The sequence below is a fragment of the Bacillus sp. A01H genome (assembly GCF_045277205.1).
Classification (GTDB): domain Bacteria; phylum Bacillota; class Bacilli; order Bacillales; family Bacillaceae_G; genus Bacillus_A; species Bacillus_A paranthracis.
The window spans coordinates 1852692-1869696 of record NZ_CP117702.1 but is presented as its reverse complement, the minus strand read 5'-3'; the positions used below and the strand labels follow the sequence as shown (position 1 = coordinate 1869696).

Sequence of the window (17005 nt, the reverse complement as noted above, 5' to 3'; positions counted from 1 at the left end):
GTTCCCACCTTCCCTTATATCATCAATCAAATCTTCGAATACTCGGCACACATAATGCTACTCCAATTGTTACAAGTACTAAAATAGCTAATGTTATAATCGTTATCTCACCACCTATGACAGTAGCTAACCATCCTACAACTACATAACCTAGTGGCAATAAAGCAAATGAACCTAACATATCAAGGCTTGCCACTCTTCCAAATGCTTCTTCTGGCACGAGCTCTTGTAAACTCGTTTCCCAAATGAGTCCAAATATCATCATACCGAATCCTTCAATTGCCATTAATGCGATTAAAGCAGGTGCCCAAGCAATAAACGGCATTATTAAAAGCGCACAACCACTTATTAAAACACCACCATAGGCAAGTAATCCCCGCTTATGCCACCGTTCTCTCCCGCCAAATATTAGCGCGGCAATTACAGCTCCAACACCAGAGGATGCCATTCCTAATCCATACACGTATGCTTCAAAATGATGATGAACATTAAATAACCATGGAATTAATACGACGATAATTCCTGCATAACAAATATTGATGAAAGAAAAGACTAAAATTGTAATCCATAGCCACGGATGACTTTTTAAAACGAAAACACCTTCCATAAACTCTTGTTTATAATCGACTTTTTTCTTTTCAATAGGTTTTACTTTTTTAAACTTTATTTCTCTTAAAAATAATAAACAAAAAAATGATAACAAATATGTTACTGCATCTAGTCCAAACCCTATTCCGGCAGATGCAACTGAAACGATCAATCCTCCAAGAGCCGGTCCAATTAGTCGTATACCTTGATTGCTCATTTGCGTTAATGCATTAGCTGCATTTCGAATTTCTGGTACAAATACTTTCGCTCTTACAGCCGCATATGCTGGCTGAAATATCCCTTCCATAAGTCCATATAATGCTATGAGGACATATAGAAGCGGAATTGTTAAATCATCCATAAATATAAGTGTTGCAAGTAATAGCATTAATATGCAGCGAACTATATCTGTAAATAACATTACTTTCACTCGATCCATTCGATCTACGATTAATCCCGCAAACGGTAACGCAAGAATATTAGGAAGCATGTACATTGCCATAGTCATTCCCATTACAACTGTTGATCCAGTTAATGAATATACAACGACTGGCAAAATAACCATCGTTATCGAACTACCTAAAGTCGAAAGCAATTGCCCGATCCATAAAAATTTAAAATGTGGTGACGCTTTAACCGGCAATAACAATTTACCGATATAACTTAAACTTTTCTCTGTTGGTATTTCTCCTTGCATATACCTCTCCTCTTTTCAAATTAAGTTAACAACAAAACCAAAAAACAGAAAATTCAATCTTCAACAATTTTAATTATATATGAAACGGTTTAATTATTGGTAAAACATAAAAAAGAAACTCATACTGAATCTAAAAATATTACATGTTAAATATAAATAAAAAAGGTGTTTTCACTTATGAAAACACCTTTTTTATTTATATTTTTAAGTTCTTCTTCAATGTCCAATATTTTTCTTGCGCATTTTCAAATGAAAATTCTACCCAGCCATTTGGATCTTCACGATATACATTTACTTTTGTACCATTTTCTAGTTTTCCAACTTCATTTTGTGTCACATTTGGTACACTCTTAATTGGATTGTTAAACGGGAATGGAACTTGATAGTAAGATCCTACCGATTGGACAGTAGCTTTTGCATCTTTTGCATAATCTGTATAAGGAATCGCTTCACTTAATACTTCTACATTTAATGTATTAGGGTTTTTCGGTAGTCGTTTTGCATTTTGGTAATCTGCTTTATTAAAAGGCTTAATGCGTTCCATGATATTAGCGATTTTCCCAGCCCATGCTGTATCTGTTGAATACATAACATTCATTGCTGGCAATGTGTAACCTTTGAAATATCTTGCACCATCTTCTAAGTAGTTCTTTTTTACATAATCAGCGTTATATGAAATACTTAGTCCGTATGACGGTAAATATTTTGCATATGCAAATGGATCACGATCATATGCTCTTAAACCAAATAAATTATGTTTACGATATGCAATTTCTGATTTACCGTAACCAGATTCTAAGATTGCATGTGCAGCTAAGTATAGTGCATTCACACCATACTCATTTTGCGCTTTAATAAAGTCTTGTCCAATTCCAACTAACGGGCTATCTGGATGGAATCTTTGAATATAATTATCAATCTCTTGCGCTGTTACGTTAGATGGTAATGTCACATCTAGATTAATATATGATGGTTGTTCAACAGGAACATCCTTTTTTATTTGCATCGCTTTATATAAAAGTTGTGCATAGCCTTCACGCGTTAATACACCTGATGGATCAAATCCTCCAATTCCATTCCCTGCCGCTACACCATTAGATTGCAATGCACTAATTGCTTCCTTTGCCCACCAATATGTTGCATCTATATCATCAAATGTATGTGGTGCTTTTACTTCTAATTTAAATGCTTTTTGCAAAATAACAGACATCTCCGCACGTGTTAATGATTCTTTCGGTCTAAACGTTCCTTTATCATCACCTACGAAAATCCCCATATCTGTTAATGCTAAAATTTCCTTTGGGAACATTGTCGTTCCTGCACTAATATCAGAGTATGGATTTTTATAATCACTTTTTGCTTCTGGTTTTAATGCGCGATACATTAATGCTGCTACTTGCTCACGAGTTACAACATCTCCGAAGCCGAATTTACCATTATCGTAACCTGCAATAATCCCTTTTGACGTTAAATCATTAATTGCTTCAAGTGCCCAATGATTTTTTGGAACATCTGGAAATTCTTTTGTAGATGCAAACGAAGTTGCTGGAGCCATCACTACTTGAAGCGCGACTGTCACTGCTAACACATTAGAAATAACTTTTTTCATAAATTTTTTAACACGTTTTTTATATGCTTGTCCCGTGTTAACTTGCCTCCCTTTATCGTATAATTTTCCCTATTAAACTAACAAACTCTTAAATAGTCAACAGTAAAAGTATACGTGATAAAAATCAACTAATCTACCATTATTTTATTTATAATCAACATAATACGATATATCTTTTTATTTCGATACAAAATTACATAAAATCACATAAAAAGCCCATCTCTATGTAGACGATGGACTTAGCAATCAATATTGTTATTTAGCTAAACGATATTTTTCAACATCGAAACCTTTCCACTCATAATAATCTAAAATCCCAGCATAAACTGCCTCAGCAGCAATTTGTCTTCCTGATTCAGTAGCTAATTTACCATTATCTATATCATTATCAATAAAGGCAAGCTCTGTTAAAACTGCTGGTACTGTATTATTATTTACTACATAAAGTGAGTGATTGTCTTTTATATTTCTATCTCTTGTATGTAGTGCTTCTACTACTCTATTTTGAATTTTCTTTGCTAACACTTCACTATCCTTTTCAATCTGTGTCTCTTCTCCACGCTTGGATTTTTTATAATAATACGTTTCCGTTCCATGACCATCATGATTTTCAGAAGAATTTGCATGAATGCTTACAAATATATCTGCATTGTTCTCTTGACCAAATTTCACTCGATTCGCAAGAGATTCATTTTTGTTACTTCCTGGATTTCCGTTCTCTTCACGTGTTAATAAAGCTTTTAAAGGTGTATTTTTTTCTAACAACTTCTGTAATCTTAAAGATGTATCAAATACGATTTTACTTTCCTCTACACCTTGCCCTGGATTCCCTGGATCAAATCCTCCATGACCAGGATCAATAATAACTACCTTTTCTACTAAAGGGTTACCTATTTTAAGAGAATCTGCCTTTTTTATAAATTGAGCTGCCTCTGCTTTAGTTAGAATTTTTTCGGGCTCCCATTTGTCACCAGTTCCAATAGAAATCCCTAATTCAACTAGAATGTTAGCTTTTGCTTTACCCCAACTTTTTTCTAGATCACTAAATTTAGTTGCTGGAGTACCATTTACTTTAGAATCTAATTTGTAAGCTTCTACAATAAGAGAGGCCATTGAAACTCGGTCAATTTTCCCAGTTGGATCGAATACGCCCGCTCCTTTCCCTTTTACAACGCCAGCTTTTTCTACAGCTGCGATGAATGGGGTATACCATTGGTTTTGAGAATCACCGAAAGATGGTTTAGCATTTTTATCGATTGGTAAGTTTAAGATTTGAGCCATCATTGTAGCTGCTTCTGCACGAGTGATTTCTTTTCCTGGCTCAAACATTCCTTTTTCGTTACCTGTAACTGCACCTTTCTCTACTAAATAATAAATAGAGTCTTCTGCCCAATGTTTAGCTGGGACATCTGGAAATTTTTTCGTTTGCGCGAAACTACTAGATGAATAAGATAATATACTAGCTGCAATTACTCCTGCTGCGATTATTCTATTTTTCATAGAATATATTCCCCTCTCAAGTACGATGTATTTATGTAACAGACTAATTATAGTTCTGAAAATTAGTAATAGTCAATTGAAAATTGTATAATTTTGTATTATTATTGTATTTTTTGTCATACATAACTATAGTTAAAAACTATAAGATTTTATTAAGAGGAGAGATTCATATGAGCAACAATTGGAAAGATATAGAGCACCGTATGTATACAATGTGTATGATTCAGCGGAATAACAAAGTATTGTTAATACAGCGCCCCAATCACCTTGGCTTCCCTGGTTACATCGCTCCCGGCGGAAAAGTAGATTTTCCAGAAAGTATCGTTCAAGCTACTAAACGGGAAGTAAAAGAAGAAACTGGATTACTTGTTTCAACTTTAACCTTTAAGGGATTAGATGAATACGTAAATCCGAAAGAAAATGTTCGATATATGGTATTTAACTATTGGACAGATTCATTTGAAGGTGAACTCCTTTCGAATCCTCCTGAAGGTAAATTATTATGGGTACCAATCGCTACAGCACTAAATCTTCCTATGCAAGATTGGTTTAAAGAAAGATTTCCATTATTTTTTGAAAAAGGTACGTTTGAAATTCAACGTGTTTGGGACAAAGACTTAGATAAACAAGTCGCTATGACAATTACCCATACGTAAAAAAAGCTTGGAATCTCTCCAAGCTTTTTTTACTTCTCCTCTATTTTCTTAATCTCATAATCAATTTCTAAAAACTTAACTCCAAATATCCACATTTTATGGTTAGCTTCTAACATTTGATTGGTGCCCTCTTTAATAATAAACGTCTCAGCTAACGGTAAACGGATTGTAAAGAAACGAGTATGTATATAGATCCCCTCATCTCCCTTACCATTTCTTCTCAGCTTACTAGTAATAATTAAATTATTATTATCATTACGTAATTTTAAAACCCCCGTCATATTCGAATATGGTAGAGGCAATGCGATATTCATATATGTCTCATTCTTATACGTATGTTTTGAGTAAAGAGCTACAAAAATAGATGCTCCTGCTTCATTTTTCCTTAACCAAGCTCTTACATTCTCCCTTCCATCCTTCTCATCCATTATCCCTATGATAGAGCCGTGCATCGTTTCCCACTTGCCGTCCATTCCTAAATGTATTTGTCCTACACGCTTACTCATTTTCTCATAGCAAAATGCAAACGGGCGGAACCAGCGAGTCCATTTAATATGCGATTGTAATTCATACTCTGTTGTATTTTCATAAAAACGAATAATACTTACAGGAATCTTGGCCCTATCAAATATCCCACTATGGAAATCATTCATTTTATCAACTAAACCTTTGTATTCCTTGCTATCTATTACATTTCTGTTATGTAAAAATGCTTCACCAACTGTCGCCTCTCCTCTTAATCTGCTCATTGGTTTCCCGTAATATTTATAGTTCGGAACACTCTTTTCAATCATCCAGCCGACAAATGCCGGCAACGCTACTCCAATTCCATTAACAACACCGTGAATCCAAACCATTTGAGCAATTGTAATCGTCATTACATGTTTCAAATTCCCATACGAATATATAAGTGAAAACATAATTGTTACCATGAGCGTACTAGACGATATGATTAAGAGGATTTTTGCGCTGATAGCATTAAATTTCGCCCGCCAAACATAAATTCCATACCCATAAATCGCACATAAATATAGGAACACTGCAAAAAATTCAAATACCCTTGAGTACGTAATTCCAATCGCAACTGTCATCGGTGAAATGACTATAATAAACATAATTGCATCATATACTTTACTGCTCTTTTCTCTCTTCCGCCCTATTAAACCAGCTGATAATGGCAATAGAAACGCCGAATAATGAAAGTGTGCAGCTGTGAGTAAAACAATGTCAGAAGTAAACTGCATAATCGAAATCTTTGCTACAGAAGCAAAAAACCAAAAACCACCTAAAAACAAATAAATAAACGCACTATCGATAGCTGTCTCTTCTAACGGTGTCCATCCTCTTTCTAGTAATCTATTTATACCAAATAACGCAACGATCCCCGTATATACAAACCAAATTATCGCAAAGATATATTGATTTGTTACGAAAGCTAACATTGCACAAATCGCTGCTATCGGATATAAAAACGATACGGATTTATAAAATAATACATACAATCCATTTCGTGCTCTTTTATCAATAATACAAAAAGACATCGGTATACATAACAAAATAGATAATAAAATAATTGCTTCAACTGGGTTTACATTTGACCACTCACATATTAGAAAAATAATATAACAAGCAAGCCCAACTATTATATTTTTCATATCATTTATTTCCTCTCCACAAATGTTCCCCTATATGAAAATAATGAACCAATTAACGGATTGCATACTTGTACATGAATTCGAAAGCACTGTTTTGTTTCATCATAACTTTCTACAATGTTGGCCTCTCCGTATAAGAATCTAGGTAACGGGATTTTTCTTCTAAACATGTAAAACCATTGTTTCTTTGAAGAAATATGCATCGCCCCCATCTCATCAATATGAAAATTCAGTGTAGAAACAAGTATGTGTGGTTCACCAAAATAATCTACAATTTCATTTTCATCGAATTTCATTACCGCATTAAAATATCTTTTCTTATTACGAAAGTAAAAAGTACGATTCCACCGCACAAGTTCATGTCCATGTTCATCTCGCTCAGCGGTATTATGTATTGTAAATGGCACTTTCTTCCCACGCTCAGGGAAAAACATTCGAAACTTCGATGCAATTTTTAATATCAATTTTACGAAAAAAGAACCTCCGTAAATTTCATCCATCTTTCCTTCTCCAGTAAAGCTATTTTCTTCTGTAATCTCATAGCGTTTCTGTAATTTTGGATGAAGTTTTTTATAAGCATCCCCTAATAGTCTTTCATACATATTAGCCATACATTATCCCTTTCTCTTCCTCTTACAATTTTTTGCACTTGGTAAATCAAAACTATTTATATAACCGACAATCGATACCCCCATTAGTAAAACGTTTAATGTGATTGGATTAAACGGCTCTGTAAAGCTTACGATATTCGTAAATCCTGCCACTATCGTTAAAGCTATTAACATAAAAATATGTAGTATAAATAATTTTTGTTTTGGAACTGGAAATAGCCATATGATACCAAAAATAATTTCTAACATCCCTATTACTTTAAGAATTGCAATACTATTTCCAGTTGAATCAATAATCGCAGAAAGCATCTTCATCTCTTCTGGATGACTGAAAATTATTTTTGGGAAGATCCCTTGATACATCCATACAAATGCAAATAAAAAACATACGAGCCAATATGTCATTGTTCTTCTAATTAGCAACCTAGGATGAAGCCCCTTTTCTAACCATAATTTTAAAGCATCAAAACTCCAAGCAGTCGCCCAGCCTAATAACGGCCGAAACATATAGAAATCTATTACATTCCCTATACGACCAAACCTCGTATCATAATCATATTGCGTCTCAAAATGAATGTGTTCTTTACGGGGTGTATACTTCCAATAACCACGCCCTATTTGAATAAGTGATAATTGATTTTCTGTCCAAAATTTTAAAGAAGAAATACGTTCTCCCGTTTCTTTTCTTATCTCACCTATCGATTCACCTTCTCCAGCTATTTCAAGTCCAAATCCGATTTTTGTTTTATATAAAAATTTCTGTGGTTCTCCTTCTTTTTTCTCTACATACGAAATTTCAGTAAAGCGGGCATCCCATTCTGTATGTATATGTGGTTCTTGCGTGTATTCCCATAATTTTTCCATTGTTGTGTTCATTTCTGCTGAAACATAAATAGGCTTTTTCCCTTTCATTCTTCCACCTCCAATGAACTATAATTTTAATGTACATGTAATAAATTTATTTTGCTACATTTTTCACAAACTCCCTCGTAAAAAGATAGAATTTTTAAAATATATATAAAACACTTGATTCCTCGAAAAATTTAAATTATTATAAAACAAATGTTACCAACAACTTCATAAATCAAACACTCTCGCCTAAAACGTGAGATAGAGGTTGCGATACTTATGAGTATTCTAATGGAGACACAGAGATGTCTATGAAATTAGATGAAAGGAAGTATTGCCGAAATCGATATATTTCTCTGTATGTATCGATTGGGGCTGTTTTCGAATAGAAACAGAACTGTCATATGTACAGACGTGTACGTATGAAGAGCTATCTACAAAAAAGAGATATCATTTTTATGGTATTCCTTTTTTGGCGGTTTTTTTATTAGCTCCGTTTTCTGTTTCCCTTTTCCTGTAACAGCACCATCCTCACTTATTTGAGATGGTGTTTTTTGTTTTTCTCTGGTAACTACAGGAATATTGGGATTTATATATGTCCTAATCTATTCTTAAAAATGGATGAAAGAAGGAATTCGTAATGGAAACGATTGTACAAAAATTTGGTGGCACTTCTGTCGGAAGCGTTGAGCGCATTCAACATGTAGCAAATTTAATTATTGAAGAATATGAAAGAGGACATAGTATCGTCTCTGTCGTTTCAGCAATGGGGAAAAGTACAGACGAACTTGTAGCACTCGCTAACGCGATTACAGAAAATCCGAGTAAACGTGAAATGGATATGCTTCTATCAACAGGAGAGCAAGTGACTATTTCATTATTAACGATGGCATTACAAGCAAAAGGTTATAACGCAATTTCATTAACAGGATGGCAAGCTGGTATTACGACAGAATCTGTACATAGTAGTGCACGGATTACTGACATTCATACGGATCGAATTCAGTCTTATCTTACTAAAGGTACCATTGTTATTGTAGCTGGTTTCCAAGGAGTCAGTGAAGATCTTGAAATTACAACGCTTGGACGAGGTGGTTCTGATACAACTGCGGTTGCATTAGCTGCTGCACTGAAAGCTAAAAAATGTGATATTTACACAGATGTGACAGGCGTATATACGACGGATCCACGAGTTGTAAAAGATGCTTATAAATTAGATGAAATTTCTTATGACGAAATGTTAGAACTTGCAAACCTCGGTGCTGGTGTATTACACCCGCGTGCTGTTGAGTTTGCTAAAAATCATAATGTCATTTTAGAAGTTCGCTCAAGTATGGAACAAGAAAATGGAACAATTGTAAAAGGAGAATGTAACATGGAACAACAATCAATCGTTAAAGGTATTGCATTTGAAGATAATATTACACGCATCACAGTGAAAGGATTGGAACAAGGCTCGCTTTCAACAGTTTTCTCTACATTAGCAGCGGCACATATTAATGTAGATATCATCATTCAAAGTATTACAAATGAAGGAACTGTTCATCTCTCCTTCTCCATCCATTCTAATGATTTAAAAGAAACATTAGGGGTATTGGAACAAAATCAAGAGGCACTTCACTATGAATCAGTAGAATATGAAAATCATTTAGCAAAAGTATCAATTGTAGGATCTGGTATGGTCTCTAATCCAGGTGTTGCTGCGAATATGTTCACTACTTTAAAAGAAGAAGATATTCATATTAAAATGGTAAGTACATCAGAAATTAAAGTGTCTGTCGTTATTGACCGCCTTCATTTAGTAACAGGTGTCGAGGCGCTGCATCAATCATTTATGGCGAAAATTGAGCCTTTAGTGCAGATGAGCTAATTTCTACTAGTAAAACTTAAAACAAATTATATGAATCTACTTCCTTCCTATATAAACAGAAAGCTATTTGCATATAGAGTAATAAGAAATGTATTTATCATTTAAATAATACACTTCATTCTATACAACGATCGGGCCCTTTAAGAGCATACAGCGTAGAAACATTTTTCGGGGAAATCGCGGTATTGTTTGTTAACAAGATACTATATGACATACTTAAAAACAGCTTGTCACATTTTCCTATACTGTGACAAGCTGTTTTTTGTTTGAAAGGAATTTGTAACTTTTTAATAGTATAATTAAGAAGATGATTAGATAATACACTTTTACATATAAGGAGATAAAGACAATGTCAAAAAATAAATTACTCAGAATGGACAATGTTAGCATCGTTGTAGAATCCCTTGATCATGCAATCTCTTTCTTCGAGGAGATTGGGTTAAAACTCGAAGGGCGTGCCACTGTAGAGGGTGAATGGGCTGGTCGCGTAACTGGACTCGGTTCGCAGTGCGTAGAGATTGCTATGATGGTAACTCCAGATGGCCATAGCCGAATTGAACTTTCGCGATTTCTTACCCCGCCCGCTATAGCAGATCACCGGACAGCTCCTGTCAACGCCCTCGGTTATTTGCGCGTCATGTTCACCGTTGAAGACATTGACGAAATGGTATCTAGGCTTACTACTAAACATGGTGCTCAGCTCGTTGGCGAAGTAGTTCAATACGAGAACTCTTACCGTCTTTGCTACATTCGTGGAACTGAAGGCATTTTAATCGGTTTAGCGGAAGAACTCGGTAATAAATAATTAATGTTTTATTAGAAGCCTTTACTGAAGTAAAAATATTTGAAAGAACTTTACACTTAATAAAACTTAGATTTTGAACCCCGTCCTAGCTTTAGAGCGGGGTTATACTTGTTTGAGCTTTTTAACATACTATTAACATCCTAAAATTATTATAAAACAATTTATTTTCTTGTTATACTCTTTCCTAGGAAATATAACTTACTCTTCTCACTTCTTCTCATATATATCTTTTCTTTTAAAAAACGATCTGAACTCATTCAAAATAACTTTCTTCACATCCGAATAAAAAACCATCATGAATAGTGCAATTACTAATACAACCACCTGTATTTTTTCATAATCAATGAACGCACTCATAATTAGTAAACCAAATCCAATATAAAAACCAAACTCGTTCTCTTTCTCAAAATCCTCATCTTCTTCATCAATATGTATTTTTTCTTTAATGTTTTGATTCCCTTTTATTAACTCATCGAGCGTAACATTGTACATTTCGCTTAGTAAAATTAAATTATCAATATCAGGACAACTTTTATCATTTTCCCATTTACCCCGCTTTAACAGGCAGTAAATCTCATCAAAGCTTTTAAGCATAATCAAGGCAGCCAGATGCGATTAACCGCCTATAAAAGCCCGATTGGTTCAACTAATAATCAGTAGGATAAATCGCCCACTGATTAAAGTTTCACTTTATATACCGCTTGCCTCGTTACACCAATCTTTTTAGCAACATCCTCTTGTGAAAACCCCTTTGACTCTCGTAATTTTTTTAACTGCTCTCCTAAGCTCATAACATCCCCCTCCTTTAACAAATTATTACATAAAAAGAGATATAAAAGAAAGAAACCATTAGTAAAATTCACTGTAAACCATTCGTTTACAAAGTAAAAAAAGAGAGAATAGCCCTATATTTAAGCTATTCTCTCTCTTCTATTAAAATAGATGAATGTTTTCTTTCTTGCAAGCTTCACGTAAATCGTCAGGCCATACAGAAGATTGAACTTCACCAATATGTGCTTTACGTAAGAAGTACATGCACATTCTCGATTGTCCGATACCACCGCCAATTGTTAATGGTAGTATGTCTTCTAAAATACCTTTATGGAAATCATACTCACGTTTATAGTCTTCACCTGTTTTCGTTAACTGCTCATCAAGTGATTTACTATCAACACGAATTCCCATTGATGATAATTCAAATGAAGATTGTAGTACTGGGTGCCAGAATAAAATATCACCGTTTAATTTCCAATCATCATAATCAGCTGCGCGTCCATCATGCTTTTCACCTGAACGAAGTGCATCACCAATTCCGATAATGAAGACTGCACCGTGTTCTTTTGCAATTGCATGTTCACGATCTTTCGGTGTTAATTCTGGATATTTATCTTCTAGTTCTTGAGAAGTAACGAATACAATTTCTTCTGGTAAATACTTCCCAAGGAACGGATACTTTTCAAATAAGTGGTCTTCTAAATCTTTGAATATTCCATAAATTGTTAGTACTGTTTTTTGTAAATAATCTACAGTACGCCATTCTTTTTGAACGATTTTTTCCCAATCCCATTGGTCAACGTAAATAGAATGTGTTGCATCAAGTTCTTCATCACGACGGATCGCGTTCATGTTTGTATATAAACCTTCACCAGCTTCATATCCATATTCATGGAGTGCAAATCGTTTCCACTTCGCTAGTGAGTGCACAATTTCTAATTCTTCTCCTGAGTGTAACATATCAAATTCAATTGGACGTTCTACACCGTTTAGGTGATCGTTTAATCCTGATTTTTTCGTTACGAATAATGGTGCAGATACACGGAATAATTCAAGTCGTTTTGCTAATTGATCCTCGAAAAATGTTTTAACTTCCTTAATTGCGATTTGAGTCTCTCTTACTGTCATTAATGATTGATACATGGTGGTTTCCTCCTAAAATGTTTGGATGTTGTGAAAAGAAGCCAACAAAAAAAGCCCTTCTTTCCCAAAAAACTGGGACGAAAGGCTTTGGTTCCGCGGTACCACCCAAATTAGCAACAGAGGTTGCTCACTTATACAATACGGAGATGAAATATCTCGATACTGTTCTTCTTGTAACGGCGAAGTTCCCGGCTAAGTCTACTTTCCTATCAAGGATTTCGGTTAGCAACTCCAGGAGGTTCTTCATAATAGGCTTCGTATCAGGCTCACACCATCCCTGACTCGCTTAGACTACGTCCTACTACTACTCGTCCTTTCATAGTCGTTTTGTTGTCACATCTCTGAAACATTTTATTAATGATTATTCTATACAAAAAATAAAGAAAGTCAACAAAAAGTTTTAAAATATTTTTCAATTCTTTATTTTACGGCTTTATTGATTGTTTCCAATATACCTTCTTTACTTCTTTTGCCTAGGTATTCTAAAAAACGTCTCACTAACTGAAACTAACGTATATACAACGATTAATGTAATCGTTCGAAATATAGAATCCGCAGTATTTCGTATTATTTTCATTTTCTTTGTAATTCCTTTCAGTTTACTTGCAAATTCATGATATACTATAGCATTCAAGCAGTTTGTTTTCCTTAAAGCAAACATAGTCATTTATAAAGAGTATTTTCTAAATCATTGACTATTATCAAATTAGATTTTTATATAACGGAGTGATTATATGAGTAAAACGAAAGCAAAACCGAAAAAAGGTGTAGGACAAGGTACAGGAAGTAAAGGGTGGAACCGTTGGCAATCAAGTGCAAAAAAGAAGAAAGCTGCAAAGCCATACAAAAGTAAAGGTACAAAGAAATAACATTTAGTTTCTTTACTTTGTACAAAACAAAATATAATTATTACAACGAAAAAGCTATGCCCTCATATATTTGAAGGCATAGCTTTCTTTATTAGATCATTAAAATATCTCGAATTTCTTCTTCCGTGATGGATGATAATTTCTCTTCTCCCGGCTCAATCACTTCAGCAATTAAATTTTTCTTACTCTCTTGCAGTTCATGCATTTTTTCCTCGATTGTTCCGTGAGCCACTAACTTAATAACTTGTACCGTATTTTTCTGTCCCATCCGATATGCCCGATCTGCTGCTTGTTGTTCAACAGCTGGATTCCACCATAAATCGTATAATATAACCGTATCGGCACCCGTTAAGTTAAGCCCCGTACCACCAGCTTTTAAAGAAATGAGAAATAGGTCCCCTTCCCCTTCGTTAAATCGATTACATAGCTCTACACGTTCTTGCGAAGGTGTATTTCCGTCTAAATAAAAGTATGGAATCGCTTGACGATTTAATTCACGACCAATAATGGACAGCATCTTTGTAAATTGAGAAAAGATTAAAATTCTCTTACCAGTACTTCTACATTCCTCTAGTATGTCTAACAGTTGCTCAAATTTAGCTGAACTCCCTTTATAATCATCAACGAATAAAGCGGGATGACAGCAAATTTGTCTCAATCTCGTTAAGCCAGCTAAAATTCTAATTTTATTTTTACGTAACGTGTCTTTGTCTAAATGTTTTAACGTTTCTTCTCTTAATTTCGCTAAATAAGCAGCATATAGTCTCTTTTGGTCTGGTAATAACTCCGATGACTGTAAGTGCTCTATTTTATCTGGCAGCTCCTGTAATACATCTTCTTTTAATCGTCTTAATACGAAAGGTTTTACGCGCTTCGCTATATCTTCACGCCTTAAATCACCGAACTCTTTTCTTCCTGGTAATAATTCTGGAAATACAACGTGGAAAATAGACCATAGCTCTTCTAATGAATTTTCTACAGGCGTTCCTGTTAGTCCGAAACGATATTCAGCTTGAATTGTTTTCACTGCTCTTGCAGTTTGCGTTGTCGGATTTTTAAACGCCTGTGCTTCATCAAGAAATAGCGTATGAAACGGCCTCGCATACGACCTTATATCTCTTCTTAGTAATGGATATGACGTAATTACGACATCAAATTCTGCTACATCTTTTAAAATTTTTCGCCGTTCTGTCTGATTTCCATCTGCAATAACTGCTCTAATATGTGGAGCGAATTTTTTCAATTCACTAAACCAATTATAAATAAGCGAGGACGGTGAAACGACTAATATAGGCAGCTTCTTCTCTCGAATTTCAGGCAAAACAGAATCTATATAAGCAATACTTTGCAGCGTTTTTCCAAGTCCCATATCGTCTGCTAAAATACCGCCAAAACGGTAATAGGCAAGTGTCTTCATCCACTCAAATCCATATACTTGATACTCTCTCATTACAGCATGTAAAGTTTGTGGCACTGTAAATTTTAATTTTTTCGGGTTTTGAATGCTTTCAACTAAATCTTGAACAGACTCATCTAAACTTAAAACATTACCTTCATGAAGTCCGTTCATCCATTTTACACTCCGAATAAGCGGAACATTCACTTCTTCCCCATGTAAAAATTCTTTTCGAATACCTGATTCTTTTACAAACTGATTAATTTCATTAAACTCTTTGCTCTCTAGTGATAATAGAGAACCATTCGCTAATCGGTAATATTTACGTTTCTCCTCAAGAGCCGCTAATACACCTTTAATTTCAGCTTCCGGTATTCCTTTTATATCAAAACGAAATGACAACCAATCAATTCTTTCTTTCCTTCTCACTCTAATAAGTGGCGCTGTATCCCCTTTATGAATTCGTAATTTGATTGCTGTTGTCGCGTAAATATCAACTAAACCTTTTAACGTTGGAACGATGTGATATAAAAAGTTATACTCAGCTTCTTCATTATGCATAAAGTAACCGCCTTCTGTTTTCGCAAAGGCACTTTCACTCATAATGTCTAAAATTTCTTTTTCCTTTTTCTCATCACGATTAAAAACAGAAGGTTGCCCGTCTTCTTCTAGCGGATTAATCACGATGTTTCCATAATGAAATTCAAGACCTGCTAGCAAACGATTTTTCACACGATCTAAATATAGCTTTGCTTTTAACGATGGCGTTTCAACACGATCGGATATGACTTCATCAATGCGCACTGTTCCAAGTTTCATTAATCCAGGCACAACTTTCGCTACGAAATGTTCCATCTTATTTTCAGGAATATAAAATTGATTGCTATTTGAGCGACTCATCATCTTTTGCAATTCAATAAGTCGCATACAATCTTCCATGGGTAAATGATATAATTTCCCATCGTAAAGAGCGTTGTTATACATCTCCATAACTCGAACACGATTTAGACCGTCTATATGAAGGGTAAACCCGCCATTATTCCCTTTCGTAAACTCAAAATGTAATGGCAATAACCCTTTTGAAATGTGTAATCCCTGAAACAGTTGCTCATTTTGTTTCAGCTGTACATACTCGGCTCTAGAAAGTGCAGAGAGCATATCATTCCACGAAGCTGGCGGTATAAATATCATGCTTTCATCTTGTTTCGCATGTACTTCTAGTGCATCTTCATACATTTTTTCGTTATGATATATTTTAATAAGTTGTTGTATAATCGCGTCTGTTTCTTGTTTAAAACTGTGTACATCTGGCGTATATGTAAATTCATTGGAACAATGAAAAGTCTCTCTCTTCTCCACTTTAGAAAGAAATTCTCTAATATGATTTATAAAATATGTTTTGGCAAGTTTTAACTGAATTCCAAGAAGAGCCCCACCGCTTTTCGTCGCTACCGGTGAACATATAAACGCAACATCTAATATTTCACGTGTATCAAACCGATGTTGTTTACTTTTTGGCCTCAGTGGTTTATCTGCAAACAACTGAAACATCCCGTTTGTTAATTGATCATTTCTGCTACTAATAGAGCCCATTCCACCCGTTTGCTGGTTATAATTTATTTGTATCAATACAGCTGCTACATGTTGACAGTACGTTTGGAAAGACGCTAACGAAGGACAACTACATCTCGCAACAACATCACCTTTCTTAGCTTTTTCTACCGTAACATGAAAATCCTCGTTCCCTTTTACCGTCGCCTCACAAATTTCTTTCGTTTCATCATAGTAATTCACGATTACTTTATTTGATTTATAATAAGCTTCGCCTCTTTTATATGAGGTTTCTCCACATACTTCTTTAATAATCGATTTATTTAATGTAAAACTCATTGTTTTGACACTTCCTTAATGTAAAACCATTTTCTCTTACTTAACATTTTACATGCTTCACGAGAAAATATAAAATGTTGATTTAACAAAAAA

At 34.6% G+C, this 17005-nt stretch carries 14 protein-coding genes, 1 pseudogene, 1 riboswitch and 1 other annotated feature; of the genes and pseudogenes, 4 read left to right on the top strand and 11 right to left on the bottom strand.

Annotation, left to right across the window (positions count from 1 at the left end; genetic code table 11):
- Nucleotides 1–22 precede the first annotated feature (22 nt).
- The 3 genes from PSR14_RS09930 to PSR14_RS09920 form a co-directional block, all read right to left on the bottom strand.
- Entirely contained in the window at nt 23–1285 is a 1263-nt protein-coding gene (locus PSR14_RS09930) for an MFS transporter (RefSeq protein ID WP_074542493.1), read from the bottom strand.
- A 196-nt stretch (nt 1286–1481) separates the two neighbouring features.
- On the bottom strand, nt 1482–2894 hold the full coding sequence (locus PSR14_RS09925) for an S-layer homology domain-containing protein (RefSeq protein ID WP_098486999.1): 1413 nt from the start codon (nt 2892–2894) through the stop codon (nt 1482–1484).
- Nucleotides 2895–3149: 255 nt separating this feature from the next.
- Nucleotides 3150–4394 carry an N-acetylmuramoyl-L-alanine amidase gene (locus tag PSR14_RS09920; protein ID WP_000797228.1) on the bottom strand — a complete coding sequence of 415 codons (1245 nt, stop codon included), beginning with the start codon at nt 4392–4394 and terminating at the stop codon, nt 3150–3152.
- Nucleotides 4395–4564: 170 nt separating this feature from the next.
- Here PSR14_RS09920 and PSR14_RS09915 point away from each other — a divergent pair, with 170 nt between their 5' ends.
- Nucleotides 4565–5050, top strand: coding sequence for an 8-oxo-dGTP diphosphatase (locus PSR14_RS09915; protein WP_048557495.1), 486 nt, complete (start codon nt 4565–4567; stop codon nt 5048–5050).
- A gap of 29 nt (nt 5051–5079) precedes the next feature.
- Here PSR14_RS09915 and PSR14_RS09910 read toward each other — a convergent pair whose 3' ends face one another.
- The 3 genes from PSR14_RS09910 to PSR14_RS09900 are packed head-to-tail and all read right to left on the bottom strand — an operon-like array spanning nt 5080 to nt 8228.
- Entirely contained in the window at nt 5080–6705 is a 1626-nt protein-coding gene (locus tag PSR14_RS09910) for a YndJ family protein (RefSeq protein ID WP_098487000.1), read from the bottom strand.
- A gap of 5 nt (nt 6706–6710) precedes the next feature.
- Nucleotides 6711–7316, bottom strand: a complete 606-nt coding sequence (locus PSR14_RS09905; protein ID WP_048557494.1) for a DUF4166 domain-containing protein — start codon at nt 7314–7316, stop codon at nt 6711–6713.
- Between the two features lie 3 nt (nt 7317–7319).
- Nucleotides 7320–8228: a DoxX-like family protein gene (locus PSR14_RS09900; RefSeq protein ID WP_000676654.1), complete on the bottom strand. Its 909-nt coding sequence runs from the start codon at nt 8226–8228 to the stop codon at nt 7320–7322.
- Nucleotides 8229–8419: 191 nt separating this feature from the next.
- Nucleotides 8420–8606, top strand: a riboswitch (Lysine riboswitch).
- Nucleotides 8607–8805: 199 nt separating this feature from the next.
- Between PSR14_RS09900 and PSR14_RS09895 the strand changes: the two genes are divergently transcribed.
- Together PSR14_RS09895 and PSR14_RS09890 are read left to right on the top strand one after the other, a co-directional pair.
- Nucleotides 8806–10035 (top strand): aspartate kinase, encoded by a 1230-nt coding sequence (locus PSR14_RS09895; RefSeq protein WP_000448048.1) that lies wholly within the window; start codon nt 8806–8808, stop codon nt 10033–10035.
- Nucleotides 10036–10384: 349 nt separating this feature from the next.
- Complete coding sequence (locus PSR14_RS09890; protein ID WP_000041940.1) at nt 10385–10840, top strand: VOC family protein; 456 nt, start codon at nt 10385–10387, stop codon at nt 10838–10840.
- A 207-nt stretch (nt 10841–11047) separates the two neighbouring features.
- Here the strand turns inward: PSR14_RS09890 and PSR14_RS09885 are convergent.
- The 4 genes and pseudogenes from PSR14_RS09885 to PSR14_RS09870 form a co-directional block, all read right to left on the bottom strand.
- Nucleotides 11048–11389: pseudogene (locus PSR14_RS09885) on the bottom strand (helix-turn-helix domain-containing protein); the annotation flags it as partial.
- A 128-nt stretch (nt 11390–11517) separates the two neighbouring features.
- Nucleotides 11518–11631, bottom strand: a complete 114-nt coding sequence (locus PSR14_RS09880; RefSeq protein ID WP_000051967.1) for a helix-turn-helix transcriptional regulator — start codon at nt 11629–11631, stop codon at nt 11518–11520.
- Between the two features lie 142 nt (nt 11632–11773).
- A complete protein-coding gene (asnA, locus tag PSR14_RS09875) occupies nt 11774–12757 on the bottom strand; it encodes an aspartate--ammonia ligase (protein WP_000284909.1) in 984 nt (327 codons plus the stop codon).
- A 70-nt stretch (nt 12758–12827) separates the two neighbouring features.
- Nucleotides 12828–13086: a binding site (T-box leader), on the bottom strand.
- Nucleotides 13087–13217: 131 nt separating this feature from the next.
- Nucleotides 13218–13391 carry a hypothetical protein gene (locus PSR14_RS09870; RefSeq protein WP_001983127.1) on the bottom strand — a complete coding sequence of 58 codons (174 nt, stop codon included), beginning with the start codon at nt 13389–13391 and terminating at the stop codon, nt 13218–13220.
- Between the two features lie 100 nt (nt 13392–13491).
- Here PSR14_RS09870 and PSR14_RS09865 point away from each other — a divergent pair, with 100 nt between their 5' ends.
- Nucleotides 13492–13626: a DUF3934 domain-containing protein gene (locus PSR14_RS09865; protein ID WP_000047591.1), complete on the top strand. Its 135-nt coding sequence runs from the start codon at nt 13492–13494 to the stop codon at nt 13624–13626.
- A gap of 91 nt (nt 13627–13717) precedes the next feature.
- Here PSR14_RS09865 and PSR14_RS09860 read toward each other — a convergent pair whose 3' ends face one another.
- Nucleotides 13718–16912 carry a DEAD/DEAH box helicase gene (locus tag PSR14_RS09860; protein WP_048557492.1) on the bottom strand — a complete coding sequence of 1065 codons (3195 nt, stop codon included), beginning with the start codon at nt 16910–16912 and terminating at the stop codon, nt 13718–13720.
- Nucleotides 16913–17005: the final 93 nt, after the last annotated feature.